At 61.4% G+C, this 23,187-nt stretch carries 18 protein-coding genes; 4 read left to right on the top strand and 14 right to left on the bottom strand.

The window, feature by feature from the left end; translation table 11 throughout:
* Positions 1 to 27 precede the first annotated feature (27 nt).
* The 5 genes from G5315_RS07620 to rph form a co-directional block, all read right to left on the bottom strand.
* Positions 28 to 1,182 (bottom strand): diguanylate cyclase domain-containing protein, encoded by a 1,155-nt coding sequence (locus G5315_RS07620; RefSeq protein ID WP_421332837.1) that lies wholly within the window; start codon positions 1,180 to 1,182, stop codon positions 28 to 30.
* 127 nt (positions 1,183 to 1,309) lie between these two features.
* Positions 1,310 to 1,699: a Cu(I)-responsive transcriptional regulator gene (gene cueR / locus G5315_RS07615; protein ID WP_106844324.1), complete on the bottom strand. Its 390-nt coding sequence runs from the start codon at positions 1,697 to 1,699 to the stop codon at positions 1,310 to 1,312.
* Positions 1,700 to 1,709: 10 nt separating this feature from the next.
* Positions 1,710 to 4,142 carry a heavy metal translocating P-type ATPase gene (locus G5315_RS07610; protein WP_421332836.1) on the bottom strand — a complete coding sequence of 811 codons (2,433 nt, stop codon included), beginning with the start codon at positions 4,140 to 4,142 and terminating at the stop codon, positions 1,710 to 1,712.
* A 179-nt stretch (positions 4,143 to 4,321) separates the two neighbouring features.
* Complete coding sequence (gene pyrE, locus G5315_RS07605; RefSeq protein ID WP_010676102.1) at positions 4,322 to 4,975, bottom strand: orotate phosphoribosyltransferase; 654 nt, start codon at positions 4,973 to 4,975, stop codon at positions 4,322 to 4,324.
* A gap of 75 nt (positions 4,976 to 5,050) precedes the next feature.
* Positions 5,051 to 5,767: a ribonuclease PH gene (gene rph, locus G5315_RS07600; RefSeq protein WP_005339589.1), complete on the bottom strand. Its 717-nt coding sequence runs from the start codon at positions 5,765 to 5,767 to the stop codon at positions 5,051 to 5,053.
* Positions 5,768 to 5,914: 147 nt separating this feature from the next.
* Between rph and G5315_RS07595 the strand changes: the two genes are divergently transcribed.
* Positions 5,915 to 6,778 carry a YicC/YloC family endoribonuclease gene (locus tag G5315_RS07595; protein WP_042031958.1) on the top strand — a complete coding sequence of 288 codons (864 nt, stop codon included), beginning with the start codon at positions 5,915 to 5,917 and terminating at the stop codon, positions 6,776 to 6,778.
* 120 nt (positions 6,779 to 6,898) lie between these two features.
* Here G5315_RS07595 and G5315_RS07590 read toward each other — a convergent pair whose 3' ends face one another.
* Positions 6,899 to 7,804, bottom strand: a complete 906-nt coding sequence (locus G5315_RS07590) for a LysR substrate-binding domain-containing protein (protein ID WP_421236314.1) — start codon at positions 7,802 to 7,804, stop codon at positions 6,899 to 6,901.
* 120 nt (positions 7,805 to 7,924) lie between these two features.
* On the opposite strand from G5315_RS07590, the gene G5315_RS07585 reads away from it, so the two are divergent.
* Positions 7,925 to 9,052: an S-(hydroxymethyl)glutathione dehydrogenase/class III alcohol dehydrogenase gene (locus G5315_RS07585; protein ID WP_005356101.1), complete on the top strand. Its 1,128-nt coding sequence runs from the start codon at positions 7,925 to 7,927 to the stop codon at positions 9,050 to 9,052.
* A gap of 48 nt (positions 9,053 to 9,100) precedes the next feature.
* Positions 9,101 to 9,937: an S-formylglutathione hydrolase gene (fghA, locus tag G5315_RS07580; RefSeq protein ID WP_421209113.1), complete on the top strand. Its 837-nt coding sequence runs from the start codon at positions 9,101 to 9,103 to the stop codon at positions 9,935 to 9,937.
* A 50-nt stretch (positions 9,938 to 9,987) separates the two neighbouring features.
* On the opposite strand, the gene G5315_RS07575 is transcribed toward fghA, so the two are convergent.
* Complete coding sequence (locus tag G5315_RS07575; RefSeq protein WP_421332835.1) at positions 9,988 to 10,710, bottom strand: head GIN domain-containing protein; 723 nt, start codon at positions 10,708 to 10,710, stop codon at positions 9,988 to 9,990.
* A 363-nt stretch (positions 10,711 to 11,073) separates the two neighbouring features.
* Between G5315_RS07575 and ovoA the strand changes: the two genes are divergently transcribed.
* The gene (ovoA, locus tag G5315_RS07570; RefSeq protein ID WP_421209115.1) at positions 11,074 to 13,224 is read left to right on the top strand and encodes a 5-histidylcysteine sulfoxide synthase; all 2,151 of its coding nucleotides are present in this window, start codon (positions 11,074 to 11,076) and stop codon (positions 13,222 to 13,224) included.
* A gap of 79 nt (positions 13,225 to 13,303) precedes the next feature.
* Here the strand turns inward: ovoA and G5315_RS07565 are convergent, their stop codons facing one another.
* The 7 genes from G5315_RS07565 to ebgR form a co-directional block, all read right to left on the bottom strand.
* Complete coding sequence (locus G5315_RS07565) at positions 13,304 to 14,254, bottom strand: bile acid:sodium symporter family protein (protein ID WP_016349038.1); 951 nt, start codon at positions 14,252 to 14,254, stop codon at positions 13,304 to 13,306.
* Between the two features lie 295 nt (positions 14,255 to 14,549).
* Positions 14,550 to 15,995: an amino acid permease gene (locus tag G5315_RS07560; protein ID WP_194494750.1), complete on the bottom strand. Its 1,446-nt coding sequence runs from the start codon at positions 15,993 to 15,995 to the stop codon at positions 14,550 to 14,552.
* A 166-nt stretch (positions 15,996 to 16,161) separates the two neighbouring features.
* Complete coding sequence (locus G5315_RS07555) at positions 16,162 to 16,500, bottom strand: tRNA-binding protein (RefSeq protein WP_005342042.1); 339 nt, start codon at positions 16,498 to 16,500, stop codon at positions 16,162 to 16,164.
* Between the two features lie 76 nt (positions 16,501 to 16,576).
* Positions 16,577 to 18,022 (bottom strand): amino acid permease, encoded by a 1,446-nt coding sequence (locus tag G5315_RS07550; RefSeq protein ID WP_073348617.1) that lies wholly within the window; start codon positions 18,020 to 18,022, stop codon positions 16,577 to 16,579.
* 103 nt (positions 18,023 to 18,125) lie between these two features.
* Entirely contained in the window at positions 18,126 to 18,581 is a 456-nt protein-coding gene (locus G5315_RS07545) for a beta-galactosidase subunit beta (RefSeq protein WP_421332834.1), read from the bottom strand.
* On the bottom strand, positions 18,578 to 21,652 hold the full coding sequence (gene ebgA, locus G5315_RS07540) for a beta-galactosidase subunit alpha (RefSeq protein ID WP_421332833.1): 3,075 nt from the start codon (positions 21,650 to 21,652) through the stop codon (positions 18,578 to 18,580). The genes G5315_RS07545 and ebgA overlap by 4 nt, the downstream gene beginning before the upstream one ends.
* A gap of 321 nt (positions 21,653 to 21,973) precedes the next feature.
* Positions 21,974 to 22,939 (bottom strand): transcriptional regulator EbgR, encoded by a 966-nt coding sequence (gene ebgR, locus G5315_RS07535; RefSeq protein ID WP_058056272.1) that lies wholly within the window; start codon positions 22,937 to 22,939, stop codon positions 21,974 to 21,976.
* Positions 22,940 to 23,187 lie beyond the last annotated feature (248 nt).

Here is a 23,187-nt window from a genome sequence, read left to right as displayed (position 1 = left end):
CAACCTCTTTAATCTGTCACGTTAAATTCAGGCAACCTTACCCATCAAGGCTACTTCGATTCGATCCCGTCCATTATGCTTGGCCTGATAGAGTGCCGCATCCGCTTTTTGGATCAAATCGGCGATTTTCATGCTGTTGTCCGGTATCAGTGTCGCAACACCAAAACTACATGTGACCCGACCGGAGACCAGTGACTTCTGGTGCGGGATGGCCAGCTCCTTGAGTGCCTGCCGCACATTGTCCGCCACCTGCAGTGCCCCCTGCATGCCGGTGCAGGGCAGCAGCAAGGCAAACTCTTCGCCACCGTAACGGGCTGCCAGATCGTCCTCGCGCCGCTCCACCTCGGCCAGCAAGCCAGCCACCTGTTGCAGGCAGTCATCCCCCAGCTGATGGCCGTAGAGATCGTTGAACTGCTTGAAGTAATCCACATCCACCAGCACCAGCGACAGCGGTGCCCGGGCACGGTGACAGCGGCGCCAGGCCCGCTCCAGAGAGTCGTCGAGGTGGGCGCGGTTGGCGATGCCGGTCAGGCCATCGAGGCGGGAGGTTAGACGCAGATGTTCGGAGACCGCCTTCAGCTCGGCCACCAGTTCGGCGTTGGAGAAACGGTGGTGGAGCGAGGCGATCTGCTCCCGCCGCATCCGGCGCAGCAGAGTCGGCAGAAAGACAAACAGATAGCCCGCCAGCATGCAGGAGACGATTCGCTCCTGCTCATTGCCCGCCCCCAGTTCAAACAACATAGCGCAACCCAGCGGCAACACGGCACCATAGAGGGTACGGCGGCTGCCAAACAGCATGATGGCGCTGCCGGTAAGAATGAGGCTGGAGAGCATCATCATGGCGGCCCGGTAGGTGTCGGGCAACTTGTCCATGTAGAGCAGCACCCCGAGGGCCCAGATAATGGAGGTGATGGTGGCTCCGATAAAGAGCTCCCGCTCTAGCACCGGCAGCGGTGTCTGGTGCAGGCGGGCTCGGCGCCAGCGCAAGTGCCAGCCCCGACCCAGCAGCCACAGGAAAGTGCCTGCCAGCCAACCGAGCGCTTCGACGGCAGGCAGATAGTCGTGAAACAGCAGACTCCAGCCAAACGCCAGCAGGCCCAAACAGGGGAGACTGAACGATGCATGGGTATAGAGCTGGACCATGATGGCCTGCTTAACCTGGCGTGTCACACTCTGGGTCAACTGAGTACTCCTGTACAAGAGCCGAGCAGTCTACCACTCCCCCCTGACCGGCAACAATAAAGCGCCGTTTATTAAGAAGTTAATCAATCATCGGCGCTTTCTCCTGCGCTGGCCGGTGAGCCCTTGCTCACCCCTTCTCCAGCTCGTCTAGGATCGGGCACTCGGGATTTTCATCCCCGTGGCAGCAGCAGACCAACCCTTCCAGCGAGCTGAGCATGGCCTGCAGCCCGGCGATGCGAGCACGCAGATCGACGATCTTCTCCTGCGCCAACTTCTTCACCTGAGCGCTGGTTCTGTGCTCGTCCCGGTAGAGCGCCAGCAGCTCCTGACACTCCTCCAGATTGAAGCCGGTCTCCCGCGCCCGCTTGACGAAACGCAGCTCGCGCAAGGCCCCCTCGGTGTAACTGCGATAGCCGTTGTCACTGCGTACCGGGGCTGTGATGAGGCCGATGCTCTCGTAGTAGCGGATGGTCTTGGCGGTCAGCCCCGTCGCCTTGGCTACCTTGCTGATGTTCATGGATGACTCCTTAACGGTTCGATTCTGTGCTGAGATTGTGGCCGACTTGGGCGAGGGCCCGCGGCTGCCAACGCTTCAATAACAGGGAATTGCTCAAAACGGTAATACTGCTCAGGGCCATGGCCGCCCCCGCCAACTCGGGGCTGAGGTAGCCCAATGCCGCCAGCGGAATGCCAATGATGTTGAACACGAAGGCCCAGAACAGATTCTGCTGTATGGTGCGCCAGGTCGCCGCCGAGATGTCGATGGCATCGGCCACCAGCCGCGGGTCGGATCGCATCAGGGTGATGGAGGCGGTCTCCATCGCCACATCGGAGCCGGAGCCCATGGCGATGCCGACATCCGCCGCCGCCAGCGCCGGGGCGTCGTTCACCCCATCCCCCACCATGGCCACCAGCCCGCGGGTTTGCGCCCGCAGCGCCTCCACTTTCTCCACCTTGCCCGCTGGCAGCACGGAGTCAAAGGCTCCGTCCAGTCCCAGCTTGGCAGCGATATGGGCCACCGGCGTCGGTGCGTCGCCGCTCACCAGCCAGCTGGCGATGCCACGCTGGCGCAGGGTGGCGATGGCTTCCGGGCTCTCCGGGCGCAGGGTATCGGCCAGCGCGGCGATACCAGCCACCGTGCCGTCGATGGCAACCCAAACCCGGGTCGCCCCATCAGCGGCTTGTTCATCCTGCACCGGAACCACAATACCGAGCTGGGCCAGCAAAGCGCCATTGCCGATGGCGACTGTGTGACCAGCCACCTGTCCGACAATACCGGCACCGACCCGCACTTCCACCGCCTCCGGCTGGGGCAACGCCACTTCTGTACCGACGGCCTCCCGCATCGCCAGTGCCAGCGGGTGTTCGCTCGCGTGCTGCAGGGCGGCGGCCAGATGCAACTGCTCGTCATTGCCGCTCCAGCTCGCCAGTATCGGCTTGCCTTGGGTCAAAGTGCCTGTCTTGTCGAAGATAAGCGCCTTGATGGCGTGGGCCTTCTGCAGGGTATCGACATCCTTGATCAGAATGCCGTGGCGCGCCGCGACTCCGGTACCGGTGACGATGGCCGCCGGTGTGGCCAGCCCCAGCGCACAGGGGCAGGCGATCACCAGCACCGCCACCGCTGCCAGCAGCGCCTGGCCGAAATCGTTGCTGATGGCGTACCACACCAGCAGGGTGAACAGGGCAATGGCCATCACCACCGGCACAAACACGGCGGAGACCTTGTCCACCAGCTGCTGCAGCGGTGCCTTGCCCATCTGGGCGCTCTCCACCAGCGCGATGATCTTGCTGAGGCTGGAATCCTCCCCCACGGTAGTGGCTTCGATCTCCAGCACGCCGGAGCGGTTGATAGCGCCACCCAGCACCTTGTCGCCCACACTGCGCGGCACCGGCAGGCTCTCGCCGGTGAGGATCGACTCGTCCAGCTCGCTGGCGCCGCTCACGATTTTGCCGTCCACCGGCACCCGCTCACCCACCAACACCCGCAGCCGATCGCCGCGCAGCACCTCATCGATGGCGACGCTCTGCCAGCTCTCGCCACGCCAGACGGTGGCGGTTTCCGGCCGCAGCGCCATCAGTTCGCGAATAGCGGACTGGGTGCTGCGTCTGGCCCGCGCCTCCAGCAACTTGCCGAGGGAGATAAGGGTGATAATGATGGCGCTCGCTTCGAAATAGAGCTTGCCGCTGGCAGCCATTCCCAGCGTCAACAGCAGATAGAGGCTGTAGAAGTAGGCGGCGCTGGTACCGGTTGCCACCAGCACATCCATATTGGCTGCGCGGTTCTTGATGGCAAGCCAGGCGCCGCGATAGAAACGGGCCCCGATCCAGAACTGCACCGGGGTGGCGAGCACCAGCTCCAGCCAAGCGGGTAGATGCCAACGGAACAGTCCGGCCATGGCCAGCATCCCCACCAGCAGCGGCAAGGTCAGCAAAGCCGAGACGATGACCCGGATCTGCGCCTGACGGGCAGTGGCGGCCTCCTGCGCCTCCCGCTCCAGCAACTGCTGGCGGCGGCCGCTGGCCGAACCCTGTGCCAGCTGGGCGCCAAAGCCAAGCGCCTCGATCTGCTCGCGTAAAGCGGCGGGCGTCTGCATCCCGGGGATCAGCACGATGCGGGCCTGTTCGATGGAGAAGTTGACCTCGGCGGAGATAACGCCAGGCAGCGCGGCCAGCATTTTGTTCAGTCGAGCCGAACAACCGGCACAAGTCATACCGGTAATTTGAAACAAAAAGGTCTCGCTGCCGTAGTCGTAACCCTGACTCTTGATGCTGTCGAGCACCGCAGACAGGCGATCGGGGCTGGCCAACTCGATGGCCGCCTGCTCCAGCGCGAAGTTGACGGTGGCCGATACCCCGTCGAGTTTGTTGAGACTGGCCGCGATACGGCCTGCGCAGTTGGCGCAGCTCATGCCGCTGAGCGGCAACTGCAGATGAATGGGTGATTGAAGATGAGTGGTCATGTTGTTCCTCCCCGGAACCCGTCGGCACAACAAAACGCCGACTGGCAAACCCTAACCTTTACTGTAAGGGTAAACTCAAGCCACATGATCCACTTTTTGCAGATGAAAAAACGGCGCCCGTTTGCTGCCAGAGAGCCAACGGGCGCCGCCTTCAACTATTGTGCGGTGTGAACTGCGACTCAGATACCGTACTGGGCGCGGTAAGCCTTCATGGCCGCCAGTTGCGCCGCCAGCTCCGGCTGCTCGGCCTGCTTCTCTTCCAGATACTGGATCAGGTCGCTCATCTGGATGATGGCGATAATGTGGGCGCCGTAGTCACGCTCCACCTCCTGAATGGCGGAGAGCTCGCCCTTGCCCTTCTCCTGACGATCCAGCGCGATCAGCACGCCGGCCAGCGAGGCGCCGTTGGCCTGGATCAGATCCATGGATTCACGGATGGCTGTGCCGGCAGTGATAACGTCGTCCACCAGCATGATGCGACCCTTGAGCGGGCTGCCCACCAGATTGCCGCCCTCGCCGTGATCCTTGGCCTCCTTGCGGTTGAAGCACCAGGGCACATCCACATCGTGCTGCTCCACCAGCTGCACGGCGGTGGCGGAGGCGATGGGGATCCCCTTGTAGGCCGGGCCAAACAGCACATCAAACTCGATGCCGGCATCCATCAGAGCAGCGGCATAGAAGCGGCCGAGACGGGCCAGATCGCGGCCGCTGTTGAACAGACCGGCGTTGAAGAAGTAGGGGCTTTTACGACCGGATTTCAGGGTAAATTCACCGAATTTGAGGACCTGTTTCTCCAGGGCGAACTCGATAAATTGACGCTGGTAGGCTTTCATTCTGGCTCCTTGCTTGGCTTGTCGTTGTCTTGTGTGGGGGTATAAAAAAACGCGGTCAATGCCGCGTTTTTAAAATCAGGAGAGCGACTGCTTCTGCAGCGCAATGATGTCGGCGATGCCGCCCTTGGCGAGCGCCAGCATCTCCAGCAGCTCTTCATGGGTGAAGGGCTCGGCCTCCGCGGTGCCCTGCACCTCGATGATGCGACCATCTTCGGTCATCACCACGTTCATGTCGGTCTCGGCGGCGGAGTCTTCGATGTACTCCAGATCGCAGATGGCTTCGCCCTGATACATGCCGACGGAAACGGCGGCGATCATCTGCTTGAGCGGACTCTGCTTGATCATGCCCTTCTCCACCATCCAGTTCAGCGCATCCACCAGCGCCACACAGGCACCGGTAATGGAGGCGGTGCGGGTGCCGCCATCGGCTTGCAGCACGTCACAGTCAACTGTGATGGAGTGCTCGCCCAGCGCAGTCAGGTCTACCGCCGCGCGCAGGGAGCGGGCGATCAGACGGGAGATCTCCAGAGTGCGGCCACTCTGCTTGCCGGAGGCCGCTTCGCGGTTCATCCGGGAGTGAGTGGAGCGCGGCAGCATGCCGTACTCGGCGGTGACCCAGCCCTGATTCTTCCCTTTCAGGAAGCGCGGCACGCTGGTGTCGACGCTGGCGGTGCAGAGCACGCGAGTGTTACCGAACTCCACCAGCACTGAGCCTTCTGCATGTTTGGTGAAATTGCGGGTAATGGTAACCGGGCGAAGTTGCGCGGCACTGCGATCGCTTGGACGTGACATGGAACGGACCTCTGGGCTGGCTCAAATTGGCGGGGGATTATAAGTGATCCCGCCCCAAATATCAGCCGCTAAAACCACGGCATCGGCTGACGAGCAGGGCCGGGCTGAGTATACTGGCCGCACACTTCATCAAGCCCGGAACAATCAATGATTCACAGCATGACCGCCTACGCCCGCAAGGAACTCAAGGGCGACTGGGGCACAGCCGTTTGGGAAATCCGTTCGGTCAACCAGCGTTATCTGGAGACCTACATTCGCCTGCCGGAGCAACTGCGCAGCCTGGAGCCGGTTCTGCGTGAGCGTTTCCGCGCCAAACTGCAGCGCGGCAAGGTGGAGTGCAACCTGCGCTTCGAGGCCGCTCAGGCCGCAGCCAGCCAGCTCCATATCAATGAAGAGCTGGCCAAGCTCATCATCGACAGCGCCAGCTGGGTAATGAAAGAGGCGGGTCAGGGCCAGCTCAATCCGGTCGACGTACTGCGTTGGCCGGGCGTCATGGCTGCCGCCGAGCAGGACATGGACGCGGTCGCCACCGAGCTGCTCGGCGGTTTTGACCAGACCATGGAAGATTTTCTCGCCTCCCGCGCCAGCGAAGGGGCCAACCTCAAGGCGCTGATCGAACAGCGTCTGGCCGGTATTCAGGTGGAAGTGAAGAAGGTGCGCGTCCACCTGCCGCAGATCATCGAGTGGCAGCGCCAGAAGCTCACCGACCGTCTGGCCGAAGCCAAGGTGGAGCTGGATCCGGCCCGCATCGAGCAGGAGATCGTGCTGCTGGCCCAGAAGATCGACGTAGCCGAAGAGCTGGATCGTCTGGAGATGCACATCAGCGAGACCAACAAGATCATGAAGAAGGGTGGCGCCTGCGGCCGTCGTCTCGACTTTATGATGCAGGAGTTCAACCGCGAGTCGAACACGCTTGGTTCAAAGTCGATCAACGCCGAAGTGACCCAGTCCGCCGTAGAGCTGAAAGTCCTCATCGAGCAGATGCGCGAGCAAATCCAGAACATCGAATGATGGGTCGCTGACTATCCGGTTGTTACCTGCAAAAGAGCCCTTGATTCCTCAAGGGCTCTTTTATTTTCAGGCCATCGCACCTGTCGCCCGCCGCCGGTGAGTCAACGGCTGGGGAGAGCCCTAGCCTATGGGCATCACCAGCGCCGGTTGGTGAGGGTCGCTCAGCCGCTCGGCCAGATAGTCCACCAGCAGCCGCACCTTGGGGGAGAGGTGGCGGTTGTGGGGATAGAGGGCCCAGATTCCCTCCGCCGGGGCCCGCAGTTCAGGCAGCAACTCGATCAGCTCCCCTCGGGCCAGATGGTCGCTCACGTAGTAGTCCGGCAGCTGGATGATGCCGATCCCCTTGAGCGCCGCGTCCAGCAGGGCGTGGCCGCTGTTGCACTGCAACAGGCCGCGCACCCGCACGCTGTGGGGGCGGCCATCCAGAGTGAAGTGCCACTCGTCGCTGTTGCCTACCAGACAGGTGTGACGGGTCAGCTCGGAGAGGCTGTTGGGCATGCCGTGGCGAGCGGTGTAAGCCGGTGAGGCGCAGACATAGGGCACCCGCTGCGCCAGCTTGCGCGCCACCAGAGTCGAATCCTTGAGATGACCTAGCCGAAGCGCCAGATCGTAGCCTTCGTGCACCAGATCCAGCAGCTGGTTGGTGAGGTTGAGGGTCACCTCCAGCTGGGGGAAACGCACCATGAAGTCGTTCACCAGCGGGGCGATGCGGCTCTCGCCGTAGGAGACTGGGGCCGTGATGCGCAGGGTGCCCTGCGGCACCGCCTGATGGCGCCCCACCGCCAGCTCCGCCTCGTAGAGGTTATCGAGCAGCTGACGGCAGTGGCGATAGTAGATCTCGCCAAGCTCAGTGAGTCGCACCTGACGGGTGGTACGCAGCAGCAGCTTGGCCTGCAGCCGATCTTCCAGCTGTGCCACCTGCCGGCTCACTTGCGCCACCGACACTCCCAGCTTGCGCGCCGCCGGGGTAAAACCCCCCTGCTCCGCCACGCTGACAAATTCACAGATCCCTTCCCAGCTGAACATTATTACCTGTGTGTAAAAGTGATTTGAGATTTGCCCTCATTATCACCAAATCGGCGGGAAACTACACTGAATGCCCGAACTCATCTCTGTTCACCCTGCTCAACAATAAGGACATCCGTCATGGCACAGGTTCAAAGCATCAAGTGTAAGGCCGCCATCGCCTGGGGCCCGGGCCAGCCCCTCTCCATCGAAGAGGTCGAGGTCATGCCGCCGCAAGCGGGCGAGGTGCGGGTGCGCATCGTCGCCACCGGCGTCTGCCACACCGATGCCTTCACTCTCTCCGGTGAGGATCCGGAAGGGGTCTTCCCCTGCATTCTCGGTCACGAGGGAGGCGGCATCGTCGAATCGGTCGGCGAAGGGGTCACCAGCGTCAAGGTGGGGGATCACGTGATCCCGCTCTATACCCCCGAGTGCGGCGAGTGCAAATTCTGCAAATCCGGCAAGACCAACCTCTGCCAGAAGATCCGCGCCACCCAGGGTAAGGGGCTGATGCCGGACGGCACCACCCGCTTCTCGAAAGATGGCCAGCCCATCTATCACTACATGGGCACCTCCACCTTCAGCGAATACACGGTACTGCCTGAGATCTCCATCGCCAAGGTAGACCCGGCCGCCCCGCTGGAAGAGGTCTGCCTGCTCGGTTGTGGCGTCACCACCGGCATCGGCGCCGTGATGAACACCGCCAAGGTGAAAGAGGGTGAGAGCGTCGCCATCTTCGGGCTGGGGGGCATCGGCCTCTCGGCGGTGATCGGCGCCCGTCTGGCCAAGGCTGGGCGCATCATCGCCATCGATATCAACGAGAGCAAATTCGAGCTGGCCCGCAAGCTGGGCGCCACCGACTGCATCAACCCGAACGATTACGACAAACCGATTCAGGAGGTGATCGTCGAGCTGACCGACGGCGGCGTCGACTTCTCCTTCGAGTGCATCGGCAACGTCAAGGTGATGCGCGCGGCGCTGGAGTGCTGCCACAAGGGCTGGGGCGAGTCGGTCATTATCGGCGTCGCCGGAGCGGGTCAGGAGATCAGCACCCGTCCGTTCCAGCTGGTGACCGGCCGGGTCTGGCGCGGCAGCGCCTTCGGCGGGGTTCGCGGTCGCAGCGAGCTGCCGAGCTATGTGCAGCGCTACATGCAGGGTGAGTTCCGCCTAGATGACTTCATCACCCACACCATGGGGCTTGAGCAGATCAACGAGGCGTTCGAGTTGATGCACCAAGGCAAGAGCATCCGCACCGTTATCCACTACTGAGCATGATCACCCCGCCCGCCATCGTGGGCGGGGTGCAGGAGTCCTTCGATGAATCTGGAGATTATCAGCAGCAACAAGAGCTTCGGCGGCTGGCACAAGCGCTATCGCCACCACGCCAGCGTGCTCGGCTGCGAGATGAATTTTGCCATCTATCTGCCGCCCCAGGCCCTCACCGGCCAGAAGGTGCCCGTGCTCTACTGGCTCAGCGGTCTCACCTGCAACGATGAGAACTTCATGCAGAAGGCGGGTGCCCAGCGTATCGCCGCCGAGCTTGGCATCGCCCTGGTGGCGCCGGACACCAGCCCCCGCGGCGACGGCGTGGCCGACGATCCCGGTTATGACCTCGGCATGGGCGCGGGCTTTTACGTCAATGCCAGCCAGAGCCCCTGGCAGGCGCACTACCAGATGTATGACTACGTCACCCGCGAACTGCCTGACTTGATAGAGACCCACTTCCCGGTCTCGACCCGCCGCGCCATCAGCGGCCACTCCATGGGCGGTCACGGAGCGCTGATCGCCGCGTTGCGGGAGCCCGGTCGCTACCGCTCGGTGTCGGCCTTCAGTCCGATCTGCCACCCGAGCCGCTGCCCCTGGGGCCAGAAGGCGCTCGGCGCCTACCTCGGCAGCAATCCGCTGTTGTGGCAGGAGTGGGATGCCTGCCAGCTGCTGCGCCACCAGCCGGTCACACCGCTGCCAACTCTGGTGGATGTGGGGCTGGATGATCCCTTCCTCGCCGAGCAGTTGCATATTGATGCGCTGGCCGAAGTGGCCGCCAGCAAGGGGTGGCCACTGGAGCTCAACCGCCACGAGGGCTATGACCACAGCTACTACTTCGTGGCGAGCTTTATCGAGGCGCACCTGCGCTTTCACGCCCGCCACCTCTGATCAACACAGGCCCGTTACGGGCCTGTTTCAGTTGTGGTGATCGGTTGATATCAACTGCCCGCGCGGGTCACGCCGCCGGAGCCTGCGATCTGCTGCTCCACCTTGGGATCACCACAGTAGGCGATGTTGCCTGAGCCGGCGATGCCGACTTTCAGCGTCTCCTGCGCCCGTACCGCCACATCACCGCTACCGGCGATATTGACCTCTACCTCCTTGCCGCGCATCTCGCTCCCGAGCACATCACCAGATCCGGCAATGTTCAGCTCGATGGCCTGTGCCGAACCGCTGCCCAGCTCCAGACTGCCGGTGCCAGCGATATTGCCTTCCAACCGTTTCAACTCCAGCTGACTGGCAACGATGTCACCGGTACCGGCCACTGACAGCACCAGCTCATCCCCCTTGAAGCCGTTCAGATCGCCGTTGCCGGTCCCGGCCAATGCCAGTTCGTTCAGCTCCGGTAAGGTGATGGTCAGCTCCAGCGGCTCGGTAGGATCGAGCCGGTAACCCTCCTTCACCTCGATCTCCAGCTTGTCACCGCTCTCGGTCAGCACCAGATAGGGCAAGAGATTTGCCTGCCCCTTGATCAGGATACCGCGCGGCTCCCCCGCGACCAGATGGAGGGTGGCAGGCACCCCCGCCAGCACACGGGTCACCCCATCACCGAGCGCCTGCTGGCGCTCGACCACAGCCCCCGTTCCGGTCACTCTGGTCTGATCCAGCCAGTGACAACCACTGAGCCCCGCCATCAACATGACCACCATCATCCATTTCATCGCTACTCTCCTCCTTATGTGTTGCCCATCCAAGGCCAATTGGTTTTCATGCTCTGCAAAGCGTGAGCCAAAAATTAACATGATGATTCAAAAGGAAATAACTATTTCACCCAGAACAAACCGAAGAATAAAGAGAGCCATTTAGACCATATTTTGGTGAAAATAACCATTCTCGAACGGATATGATTGTGGCTGATTGGCGGGTCGTCCTGCCGGTCACTATGCTGACAGCCCGTGGAAGTTTTTAATTGCCCTGCCGGTCTGTTGAGCCAATAGTGGTACTTCGTGCGTACCAAGCTCTCCATTGCGGTAATGTCATTACCACTGTCTTGTCAGTCTTCACTGCCAACAAGGAGTCAGAGCGTGACCCAAGCAAGCCCTCTCTATTCCACTGCCACCGGTCTGCCGGAGCCGACTCGCACCCCGCTGCTGACCGGCAGCGATCCCGAGCAGAAACGGCGCGAGCTGCTCGCCTACTTCTGTCAGACCTTCGATCTCTACGACTCGCTGTTCGACTGTCTGGCCGATGAGCGGGCCTGGTTCAACAAGGCGATCCCGCTGCGCCACCCGCTCATCTTCTACTACGGCCACACCGCCGCCTTCTTTATCAACAAGCTGCTGGCGGCGCGCCTGATCGATCAGCGGCTGGATGCCCGCATCGAGGCCATGGTTGCCATCGGGGTGGACGAGATGAGCTGGGACGATCTGGACGAGACCCACTACGACTGGCCCAAGGTCAGCGAGCTGCGCAGCTATCGGGCCAAAGTCCGTTCGCTGGTGGGTGATTTCATCCGCCAGATGCCGCTCACCCTGCCCATCGACTGGCAGAGCCCGGCCTGGGTGATCCTGATGGGGATAGAGCACGAGCGCATCCACCTCGAGACCTCCAGCGTGCTGATCCGCCAGTTGCCGCTCGCCTGGGTGCGACCGCAGCCTTATTGGCCCACCTGTACCGAAGCCCGCCACCGCATTGACCTAGTACCCGCCAACAGCCTGCTGCCGGTGGCCGGCGGCAAGGTGCGCCTTGGCAAGCAGGACGCCACCTACGGCTGGGACAACGAATATGGCGAGCGCCAGATCGAGCTGGCCCCGTTTCAGGCCAGCCGCATGCTGGTGAGCAATGCCGAGTACCTCGCCTTCGTCCAGGCGGGCGGCTACGACCAGCAACAGTGGTGGGATGAGGAGGGATGGGGCTGGTGCCAGTACGCCAGGGCGCAGATGCCCACCTTCTGGGTGGGTGACCCCGCCGAGCCCGAACAATTGCAGCTGCGGCTGATGACCGAGCAGGTCGCCATCCCCTGGGACTGGCCGGTCGAGGTGAATCAGCTGGAAGCGGCCGCCTTCTGTCGCTGGAAGGCGGCACAGACCGGACTCCCCATCCAGCTGCCGAGCGAGGCGGAGTGGATGCTGCTGCGCGAGCAGCTACCCGGCGATCAGCCGGACTGGACGGAGGCACCCGGCAATATCAATCTGGCCCGCTTCGCCTCCTCCTGCCCGGTGGATGCCTGCCCGCAAGGGGAGTTCTTCGATCTGGTGGGCAATGTCTGGCAGTGGACCAGCACCGCCATCGATGGCTTCGACGGCTTTAAAATCCACCCGCTCTACGACGACTTCTCCACCCCCACCTTTGATGGCAAGCACACCCTGATCAAGGGGGGCAGCTGGATCAGCACGGGCAACGAAGCGCTCAAATCATCCCGTTACGCCTTCCGGCGTCACTTCTTCCAGCATGCGGGTTTCCGCTATCTGGTCTCCCGTTATCAGGAACCCGTTATCGTGAATCCCTATGAAACCGACACGCTCGTCGCTCAGTACCTCGACTTCCAGTACGGCCCGAGCCACTTCGGGGTAGCCAACTACGCCAAGACGCTTGCTGATCTTGCTGGCGAGCTGTGCAGCAACCACCAGCGGGCACTGGATATCGGCTGTGCCACCGGCCGCGCCAGCTTCGAACTGGCCCGCCACTTCCAGCATGTGGACGGGGTGGACTACTCGGCCCGCTTCATCGATGTGGCGCTGGCCCTCGCCAGCCAAGACAGCTTCCGCTACGCCATTCCGCTGGAGGGTGAACTGGTGGAGTATTGCGAGGCGCGCCTGTCGTGCCACGGGCTGGGGGCGATTCAGGCGGAGCGCATCCACTTCAGTCAGGGGGATGCCTGCAACCTCAAGCCCAAATATGACCACTACGATCTGGTGCTCGCCTCCAACCTGATCGACCGGCTGCGGGAGCCCGCCCGCTTCCTGCGGGATATCGCCCCGCGGCTGCGCAGCGGTGGCCTGCTGGTGCTCACCAGCCCCTATACCTGGCTGGCGGAATATACCCCACCCGCCAACTGGCTCGGTGGCATTCGTGAAAACGGCGAGGCGCTCACCACCTATCAGGCGCTGCAACGGCTGCTGGCGGCGGAGTTCGAGGAGCACTGCTCGCCGCGGGATGTGCCTTTCGTCATCCGCGAGACCGCCCGCAAATACCAGCACACGGTGGCGCAGCTCACCGTCTGGCGCAAACGCTAGTCCGCCGATCTGCATGCAGATGAAAAGAGGGAGGCCAACGGGCCTCCCTCTTGTTATGACAGTCAAAACGGCGCGAGTATCAATGCCCCTGCTCGTGATAGCGGCGCGCCAGCACGGCGCAGACCATCAGCTGGATCTGGTGGAAGATCATCAGCGGCAGCACCATCACCCCGACGCTGGCGGCCGGGAACATGACGTTGGCCATCGGCACCCCGTTGGCGAGACTCTTCTTCGAACCGCAAAAGACGATGGTGATCTCGTCCGCCTTGTCGAAGCCGAGGCGACGGCTGATCCAGACGTTCCAGCAGAGCACCAGCGCCAGCAAGACACAGCTCAGCAGCACGATACTGGCCAGATCGTACCAACCGACCTGGTGCCAAATCCCCTGTACCACCGCCTCGCTGAAGGCCACATAGACCACCAGCAGGATGGAGCTCTGATCCAGCTTGCCGATGAGCGGCCGATGGCTGTCGACCCAGCGGCCAATGAGCGGACGCGACAGGTGGCCCACCACGAACGGCAGCATCAGCTGCATCATGATGGACTGGATGGAGTGCCAGGTGTCGATCCCCTCCCCCTGCACGTGGATCATCATCCCCACCAGCACCGGCGAGAGGAAGATGCCGAGGATGCTGGAGGCTGAGGCGCTGCACACCGCCGCCGACACATTGCCCCCTGCCATCGAGGTAAAGGCGATGGCCGACTGCACGGTGGCAGGCAGGGCGCAGAGATAGAGGAAGCCGAGGTAAATAGCCGGGCTCAGCCAGCCCGGCACCAGCGGGGTGAGCAGCAGCCCGAGCAGCGGAAACAGCACGAAGGTGCTGAGCATCACCACCAGATGGAGCCGCCAGTGACCGAGGCCCGCCAGCAGGTTCTGGCGCGACAGCTTGGCGCCATGCATGAAGAACAGGAGCGCCACCGCCAGCTTGGTCAGCAGACCGAACCAGACGGCCACCTGACCCTCGCAGGGAAAGAGGGAGGCCAGGGTGACCACCGCAATCAGCACAACAGTAAAGGGATCCAGACGCACGAAAGGTCTCCATCAGAAGGGCATCCTGCTGCCGTGGCGGCAGTCAGGATTGGGGAGGACAAGAAACACAACAGGAGGTGTCTGGCACCTCCCGCTAAAACGAACCTCCAGCTTACCCCGATAACGGAGAGGCGCAAAGTTGAGCAGCGAATAATTGTTCATCAATGCTTAACGCCTTCGCCATATCGAGCAGCAAAAGTTGACGATAAGCCGGCCCTGACAGCTCCCCAACGGCGAAAAATGGATAAAAAAACGGGCGACCAAGGCCGCCCGTTCCGCTTCTTCGCTCAGCCGATCAGCGCTGGCTGGCCAGCTTGCCGTTGCCGGTTTTCTTCTCATTGCCGGCGAGCTTGCGGGCCTGCCGCTTCTCGAAGCGGGAGATCCACCAGTAGGCCAGCGCCGAGAAGACCGCGGTCATAAAGACGTTGATGAAGAAGGCGCGCACCAGATCCACCCCGGCCGGGAAGGCGGAGGCGCTCATGCTCACCACGAAGATGGCGATCAGCACCGATACCACGCCCATCCCGAACTTGCGCGACCCCATGCGGAAGTCGCGGGGGGTATCGTCATGTTTCCAGCGGAACACGAAGTAGGCCACCATGATGAAGATCGGCGGCAGCATGGCGGTGCCAGCGGTGAGGTTGATGGCGGTGTTCATCATCTGCTGCACCGACTCGGAGCCGAAGCCGTTGACCACCAGCATCACAAACACGAAGGCAAACTGCCACCAGGCGGCGCGCACCGGCACGCCATGCTCGTTGAGCTGGGTGGTCTTCTCGCCGTAAACCCCCTGCGGGATCTCGGAGAAGTGGATCTTCACCGGCGCCGAGGTCCACATCATCATGGAACCGAACATGGCGATGAACAGCACCACGCCGACGAAGCGGCCCACCAGCGCCTCGGAGAGCCCGAAGTACTGGGCCATGCCGGTGAAGATCTCCACCATGCCGCCGGCATAGGTGAGGCTCTCGCGCGGCACGAACACGTTCACCAAGAGGGAACCGACCGCATACATGGCGCCGATGACGATACCCGCACTGATGATCACCTTGATGAAGGACTTCTGGCCGCCCTTCACGTCATTGAGGTAGGCCGCCGCCGTCTCGGCACCGCCCGCCGCCTGGAAGATCCAGCACATGATGCCGAGGGTCGCCCAGTTGACGGTGGGAGTCATCGCCTCCAGGGTGATGGGCTGGGCCGGCACATGATCGCCACTCAGAGCCATCAGGGCACCCAGCACATAGATGGCGAACAGGGCAAACACCCCGTAGGCCACGATCTCGGCAATCTTGCCGAGCCAGCTCGCCCCCTTGGTGGATATGTGGGTCGCCGCCGCAAACAGCACGATGGAGATGATCGAGGTGACCATGGGCGAGAAGCTGTACTCATAGCCCAGCATGGCGTAGGAGGCGTAGGCGATGACGTTGGGCAGCAGGGAGACAAACCAGAACAGGTTCACGAACCAGTAGAGGAACGAACCCAGATAGGCCATCCGGGTGCCGAGCGGCTTTTTCAGCCAGTCGTACATCCCCGACTCGGAGTTTTTATTGGCCGAAACGAACTCGGCAATGATGAAAACGAACGGGATGAAGTAGACGATGGTCGCCAGCAGGAAGATGGGGGCTGAGCTGAGCCCCAGCTCGATGTTGTTGTTGACGATGTTGCGCACGTTGAACACGGCGGCAAAGGTCATCGACAACAGGGCAAACTTGCCTATGGTGCCGCGTACGGATTCAGACATGGTGTCCTCCAGTGGACTTGCGCTCCCTGCGGGTAACGCTGTGACTCTGTGATGTGTTTGGCAAGGGTCTGTCGGCCCCGCGCTTTACTCTCTTGTTATGATCGGGCCGCGTGGACGGCCTCGTTGCTGAACCGGTACCGTCTCCCGCACCGGCTCGCAATACCATTCAGACGATCGGAGTGCCCGGCGCCATCGGCACCCGCGGCTGCAGCAGCACGCTCTGGCTCTCGTCCGGGGTCTCGGCGCAGAGCAACATGCACTCGGATCGCTCGCCGCGCATTTTGGTGGGCTTGAGGTTGGTCAGTACCACCACCTCGCTGCCCATCAGCTCCTCTTCGCTGTAGTAGGGCACCAGACTGGTGACGGTCTGCAGCGGCCGCTCGCCACCCACGTCGATCTGGACGATGTAGAGTTTGTCGGCCCCGGGGTGACGCACCACCTCCAGCACCTTGCCCACCTTCATCTCGACCCGTTTGAATTCGGCAAACTCGATCGTCTCGCTCATGCTCTTTTCCTTTTCTGGTTCAACGGTTTGCGGGTGGCCAACGGCCACCCGGTTTGATTGGGATTCAATGCAGTGCCTATGGCGTCTGCATGGCAACCTGCGCTGTCGGCTGGGCCTCTTTCGCGCGCGCTTCGGCGCTGAGGGAGGCCTCGTATCTGTTGTATTTCCACCAGGCGAAGCCGAGGAAGATCACGATCCCGCCGACGTTGTAGAAGATGATGGTCATGATGTCGGCACCGGTCGGGAAGGTGGAGGCGAGGAAGCCCACCGAGAAGATGGCGATCAGCACCGAGACCACGGCGATGCCGGTGGTACGCGAACCCATCTTGAACTCCCGCGGCAGGTGGTCGAGCTTCAGGCGCAGATTGAGGTAGGCCAGCATGATGAACAGCGGCGGCAGCATGGAGGCGGCGGCGGTCATGTTGATGACGGTGTTCATCAGATCCTGCGCGGTGTTGGAGCCCAGGGTCGGGATCACCATCAGCGGCAGCACGATGAGGTACTGGATCCAGGCTGCACGGGCGGGCACGCCGTTCTCGTTCAGCTCGACCGTCTTCTTGCCGAAGATGCCGGCCGGGATTTCGGAGAAGAAGATCTTCACCGGGGTCGCCGTCCACATCAGCAGGGAGCCGAACATGGCGGTGAAGGAGACCAGCCCGACGAAGCGGTTCATCAGGATCTCCGGCAGGCCGAAGTAGGCCGCCAGCCCCTCAAATACCTGCACCGAGCCGCCGGTATATTTCAGGGTGCCGCTCGGCACGAACACGTTGATCAACAGCGAGGCGATGGAGTAGAGCACCCCGATAAAGATCCCGGCGATGATGATCACTTTCACGAAGGACTTGGAGCCCCCTTTCACGTCATTGACATAGACCGCCACCGACTCGGCGCCACCGGCCGCCATAAAGATCCAGGTGGTGATGCCGAGGAAGGCCCAGCTGAAATCGGGGACCATGGCCTCTACCGTGATGGGGTCAGCCGGCTGCACGCCGCCCACCAGTGCCGCACCCGCCAGCAGGATGTAGGAGAGGGTCAGCAGCAGCATCAGGGACGAGGTCACCGAGGTGATGGGACCGAGCATCTTGGCACCGTTGGTAGAGACGTAGGTGGCAAAGGCAAACAGCACCATGCTCAATGCCGTGGTCGCCACCGGTGTGAGAATGTACTCGTAGCCGAGAAAGGCATAGGAGGCGTAGGCGATAACCCGCGGCAGCAGCGAGGTGAAGAAGAACAGGTTCACGAACCAGTAGGTGTAGGCGGAGATAAAGGCCCAGCGACCGCCGAGGGAGCTCTTCACCCAGGCATACACCCCTGCTTCGGAGTTTTTGTTCAGTGATACGAACTCCGCAATGATCAGGCAAAACGGAATGAAGTAAAAAATGGTGGCCAGAAAGAACATCGGGGCCGAGGCCAGACCGATCTCGATGTTGTTGTTGATGACGTTGTTGAAGCTGAATACCGCCGCGAAGGTGAGCGACAGCAGACCAAACTTGCCTATCGTATTCCGTTTGGAATCAGACATGGTGCATCTCCAGACCTGTAGTTATCTCAGCGAAAGGGCGGGGCATGGGTTGTAGGGTGAGCCCCGCCATTCCGGCTTTTATCAGTGCAGAACCGGCGGCTTGTTATTTGTTCTTGAAGTAGCCGCCTTCGACGGTGACCTTGATGATCACCTTGCTCACCGGCCCGTCGCCGACAAACCTGTAAGCCTCATCGTTCTCGAAGATCACCACCTGACCCTTGCCGACCTGCTGGCGCTCACGCACCTCACCTGCCAGCCACTCGCGGTCGGTGGTGTCGTCATAGGCCTGCTCGACCCGCAGCTCGCTCTTGGCTGCCCACTCCACCGTCTCTGCCCCTTCCAGGTAGTAGTGGACGTCGAAGTAGCGGCGCTGCCCCTCGAACAGGGAGGTGACCGGGCTGGCCCCCTCCTGCAAGCGATAGGTGAGGGAGTCACCGATGGAGTGGCAGATACCGGGCTTGAGGTTGGCCAGGTTGTTGATGGCCTCCACGCAGCGGCCCCACTTCTTGCCCTCCCGGTAGATGTTTTTGAACAGGGTCAGGTTGTCCAGGGTGATCATGCGAGGTTCCTCCCGCCGTTGATGGTGAGATCGAGCCCGGCCAGCGCAGCCGGATTGAGGTTGCCACGGGCGATGGGCAGCAGGGTCAGGCCGAAGCTGAACGGCTCGAAGCGCACCCGCCAGGAGTCCAGCACCTCGGAGCCCCAGGAGTTGGAACCCAGTCCCAGCACCTTGTGATCCAGATTGAGGGTGAGATAACCGCTCGGTTCCAGCTCGTTGATGTGCTGCGCCGCGTGGATATGCTCCCAGCTGTAGGGCCAGACGCTCAGGTTGATGGGGGCATCAGGCCGCACGTAGAGACCGGCGCCGTGGCGGTTGGTCAGGGTCGCCCAGCGCACCTGCTGGCGGTTGCCGTTATCCTGCGGGAAGGGGTAGTGCTCCCACATCTCGCTGACTGTGCTCTGGAAGCTGTCGATCCAGTTGCTCTGGCGGCTGTCCTGATAGTTCTCCCCCGGGCCCATGCCGTAGTAGTGCACCCGGTCGAGATCCTGACGAATGCCCAGCTCGAAGCCGATCTTGGGGATGATGTCGTCATAACCGCCATAGGGCTGACCGGACAGCGCAACGTGCAGCTGACCGTTCGGGCTCAGGGTGTAGACGTAGCGGCAGCGCATGCCGAAGTCGAACACCGGCGGCGCGATCAGGCTCTCGACCGTCACCTCGACCGCCTCGCCCAGCTGACGCCAGCTTAAGGTGCGGAAGTGCTCCTGCATGATCTGCAGGTGGTTCGGGTGCCACAGGCTCTCGTACTCCTGCTTGTGGTTGTCGATCATCGGCTTGAAGAAGGTGAGGCGCGGCGAGCGCTCAATCAGCTCATTTCCATCCTGCTGCCAGCTCACCAGCTTGCCGTCGAGGCGCGAGAAGCGCAGGGCAAAGCCGCTGCCGCTCAAGGTCAGCGCGAGGCGCTCGTCGGCAATCTGCAGCGCAGTAGCGTTGGGATTGGCAAAGGGTCGCAGCTGGCGAGTCGATGCCTTCAGTTGGAACTGGTACTGGCCCAGCTCGTGCTCCGCCGCGCTGTAGCGGGTGGCGGTGACCTTGATGACCCGCAGCTGGACGAAGGTTTCCCGCCCATCGAGAGATGGCAGTTCGAGTTGCAACTCTGTGGTGGCTCCGGGAGCTACCCCTTCCAGCCGGATTTGCTGGCTGGCCAGCAGCTCGCCCTCAGCCTTCACTTCAACCAGCAGGCGGATGTCGTCGAGAGTGGAGAACCAGTAGCGGTTTTCCACCGCCAGCTTGCCGCTCGCCAGATCCAGCGCGCGCACCTTGACCGGGCAGATCACCTGCTTGTATTCGCGCAGGCCAGGCCCCGGGGTCTGATCCGGATAGATGAGGCCATCCATGCAGAAGTTGTAGTTGTTGGGGTAGTCGCCATAGTCGCCGCCGTACTTGTAGACAGGGCGCCCCTGCTCGTCCTGATCCAGAATGCCGTGATCGCACCACTCCCAGATGTAGTGACCCTGAATGTGGGGATGACGGTCGAACACCTGCTGGTATTCGCTGAGGCCACCCGGGCCGTTGCCCATGGCGTGGGCATATTCGCAGAGGATACGAGGCTTGGCCATCGGGAACTCGCCGAAGCAGTTCATCTGGGAGACGCGTGAGTACATGGTACTGACCACATCCACCACCTCGGCATCGCGATCCTCTTCGTAGTGCACCAGCCGGGTCGGGTCGATCGCCTTGCAACGCTGGTACATGGCCCTGATGTTGCAGCCGTAGCCGGATTCGTTGCCCAGCGACCAGATGATGATGGAGGGGTGGTTCTTCTGGGCGTGCACGTGGCGCTCGATGCGATCCACGAACACCGGCTCCCAGAAGGGATCGTCAGTGATGCGGCTGAGATCGCCGACGTTGGCAAAACCGTGGGTCTCCACGTCGGTCTCCGCCATCACGAACAGACCGTACTGGTCGCACAGCTCGTAGAAGCGAGGATCGTTCGGGTAGTGGGCGGTACGTACCGAGTTGAGGTTGTGCTGCTTCATCAGCACGATATCGCGTTCAACACGATCCATGCCGACCGCACGGCTCTTGAGGTGGTCGTTGTCGTGGCGGTTCACCCCGTGCAGCTTGAGGTAGTGACCGTTGACGTAGAAGAGGCCATCCTTGACCTTGATTTCACGCACCCCGACCCGCTGCGGGATCACTTCCAGCAGCTCGCCCTGACCGTTGTAGAGGGAGAGTTGCAGCTGATAGAGGTAAGGATCTTCGGCGCTCCACAGATGGGGGTTGGCCAGATCCAGCGTGAAGCGGCAATCACACTTGCCGTCGATGGCGAGATGGTCGAGGGAGCCGCTGGCGATCTCGCTGCCTTGATCCAGCAGGGACCAGACCAGACGGTGATCACGGGCGGCCGCCCCCAGGTTCTCGAGCTGGATATCGCAGCTCAGGGTAGCGCTCTGGTTGTCATCAGTCAGCGCGGTGCGGATAAAGAAGTCCTGCACATGGGCGGCCGGTTTGCCCACCAGATAGACGTCGCGGAAGATCCCCGCCATCCACCACATATCCTGATCTTCGATATAGGTGGAGTCAGCCCACTGCATCACCCGCACCGACAACAGGTTCTCGCCAACCTTGGCGTAGGCACTGATATCGAACTCGGCGGTGAGACGGCTGCCCTTGCTGAAGCCGACGTAGTGGCCGTTCACATAGACCTCGAAGTAGGTCTCCACCCCGTCAAACTTGATGATCACCTGCTCGCCGTCCCAAGCCGGGCTCAGCGTGAAGCTGCGCTGATAGGCGCCGGTGGGGTTGTTGGTCGGCACGAAGGGCACGTCGATGGGGAAGGGAAAACCCTCGTCGGTGTACTGCAGATTGCCGTGCCCTTCCATCTGCCACATGTTGGGCACGGTGATCTGGCCCCACTCGCTCATGGGGCTGTGATAGAAGGCCTCCGGTACCTGCAGGGGGTGGTCGAAGTAGTGGAACTGCCACTGGCCGCCAAGGCTCAGAAAACGGCGGCTCAGCTCGCGCTGCATGGTGGCTGCCAGCACGTGGTCGGCATAAGAGAAGAAGTAGGCGCGCGGGGCCAGCCTGTTTTCACCAACGAATTGGACGTTTTCCCAGTTATTCACATGTCCTCCCGGAACAAGGCAACTTTGACTGGGTAAACTCTAGATAAACATTTACTAAATATCAGCTTTGAATTGGTAAAGTTTTAACCTGATCACAATGAACAGATGGTTTTGTGAGCGAGATCAGAAGCGGGAGATAAAGGAGGACAAGATATGGATGAGTGGCATGGATGTTGATAAGAGTTGGCTGATTAGCAATAAAATCAACTATAAAACAATATGATATGAAGTTACTGGATGATATGGGAAAGAGGTTTGCTTGGGAGAGGTGTCGCACCACCGCAAGATGGTGCGACTAAAAAGCAGAGTTTTTTACTAAAATCAGCGAGTAGTACCACGCAGGGTCAACTTGCTCGGTACCAGCACCCGGAGTGGAATATCCCGCTCGTCTCGCAGCCGCTCAACCAGCAAATTGACCCCCTGGGAGCCCATCAACTCGGAGTGGATCCGCACCGTAGAGAGCGGCGGGAAGGTGAACTTGGCGGTCGGGATATCGTTGACGCTGATAAGCTCGATCTGCTGGGGAATCGCCAGTCCCTTCTCATGAATGGCACGCAGCACACCGATGGCGATGGAGTCGGAGGCGACAAACAGCGCCTTGGGCCAATCGCCGGCCAGCATCTCCTTCGCCAACTGGTAGCCGGAAGCGCTGGAGAAGTCCCCACGATAGAGATCGCTCTCCTGCACCACCCCCAACCGCTGGCCATAATCACGGAAGGCCAGTTCACGCAAGTCCGGATTCTCATCCTGGCCACCGATATAACCGATGCGCTGATGCCCCTGTGCGATAAAGTAATCGACTACCTGCTGGCTGATCAGGGCGAGATCCACATCGACCGAGTCAAACTCTCCCTGTGAACGGCAGTCGACAAACACCAGCTGGCTGGAGCAAGCCCTGAGCTGGGCCAGACGCTCGGCTGTGAGGGTGCCGACCACCAGAATGCCATCCACGGCGCTCAGTTCGCGCCCTTCACCGCAGTTGTAGAGATGAGTCAGCTCGATATTGAGGCGGGCACTCTGGGTCTCGATGCCATACCGAATGGCGAGATAGTAAGGGTCGTTGACCTCGGTACTCTGGGGATAGGCATAGACCACCAGAAAGTGCAGCTTGCTCTTGTGTACCCCCTTGCGGGCGCTACTGGTCTTGTACTCCAGCCGTTCGGCAATTTCGAAGATCCGCTGCTTGGTCTCTTCCTTGACGCTCAGGCTGGGATCCTCGTTCAGTACCCGGGATACCGTCGCGAGAGAAACCCCCGCTTCCTGTGCAATTTCCTTCAACGTAGCCATCAATACCTCGCTGGCAGCATCACGTGTTAATCGGTAACGGCTAAAGAGTAACGGGCAATCCCTTGATAGCCCAGCACTTTTACTAAAATGCCGGCGGCATGGCAGATTTTTGGAACGCAGAAATGCAAAAAGGCCTCCCGAATGGGAGGCCTCTTCTAAATAGGTGCCTGACAGTGTCCTACTCTCGCATGGCGAATGCCACACTACCATCGGCGCTACCGCGTTTCACTTCTGAGTTCGGCATGGGA

It is taken from the genome of Aeromonas sp. 603607 (genome assembly GCF_049171595.1).
Classification (GTDB): domain Bacteria; phylum Pseudomonadota; class Gammaproteobacteria; order Enterobacterales; family Aeromonadaceae; genus Aeromonas; species Aeromonas veronii.
The sequence above is the reverse complement of the archived record's forward strand: the minus strand, read 5'-3'. Positions and strand labels throughout refer to the sequence as shown.

Coding starts and splice junctions, on each gene's coding strand:
- cueR (WP_106844324.1), bottom strand. CDS start 1,699: ATGAACATCAGCAAGGTAGCCAAGGCGACGGGGCTGACCGCCAAGACC.
- G5315_RS07610 (WP_421332836.1), bottom strand. CDS start 4,142: ATGACCACTCATCTTCAATCACCCATTCATCTGCAGTTGCCGCTCAGC.
- pyrE (WP_010676102.1), bottom strand. CDS start 4,975: ATGAAAGCCTACCAGCGTCAATTTATCGAGTTCGCCCTGGAGAAACAG.
- rph (WP_005339589.1), bottom strand. CDS start 5,767: ATGTCACGTCCAAGCGATCGCAGTGCCGCGCAACTTCGCCCGGTTACC.
- G5315_RS07595 (WP_042031958.1), top strand. CDS start 5,915: ATGATTCACAGCATGACCGCCTACGCCCGCAAGGAACTCAAGGGCGAC.
- G5315_RS07590 (WP_421236314.1), bottom strand. CDS start 7,804: ATGTTCAGCTGGGAAGGGATCTGTGAATTTGTCAGCGTGGCGGAGCAG.
- G5315_RS07585 (WP_005356101.1), top strand. CDS start 7,925: ATGGCACAGGTTCAAAGCATCAAGTGTAAGGCCGCCATCGCCTGGGGC.
- fghA (WP_421209113.1), top strand. CDS start 9,101: ATGAATCTGGAGATTATCAGCAGCAACAAGAGCTTCGGCGGCTGGCAC.
- G5315_RS07575 (WP_421332835.1), bottom strand. CDS start 10,710: ATGAAATGGATGATGGTGGTCATGTTGATGGCGGGGCTCAGTGGTTGT.
- G5315_RS07560 (WP_194494750.1), bottom strand. CDS start 15,995: ATGTCTGAATCCGTACGCGGCACCATAGGCAAGTTTGCCCTGTTGTCG.
- G5315_RS07555 (WP_005342042.1), bottom strand. CDS start 16,500: ATGAGCGAGACGATCGAGTTTGCCGAATTCAAACGGGTCGAGATGAAG.
- G5315_RS07550 (WP_073348617.1), bottom strand. CDS start 18,022: ATGTCTGATTCCAAACGGAATACGATAGGCAAGTTTGGTCTGCTGTCG.
- G5315_RS07545 (WP_421332834.1), bottom strand. CDS start 18,581: ATGATCACCCTGGACAACCTGACCCTGTTCAAAAACATCTACCGGGAG.
- ebgR (WP_058056272.1), bottom strand. CDS start 22,939: ATGGCTACGTTGAAGGAAATTGCACAGGAAGCGGGGGTTTCTCTCGCG.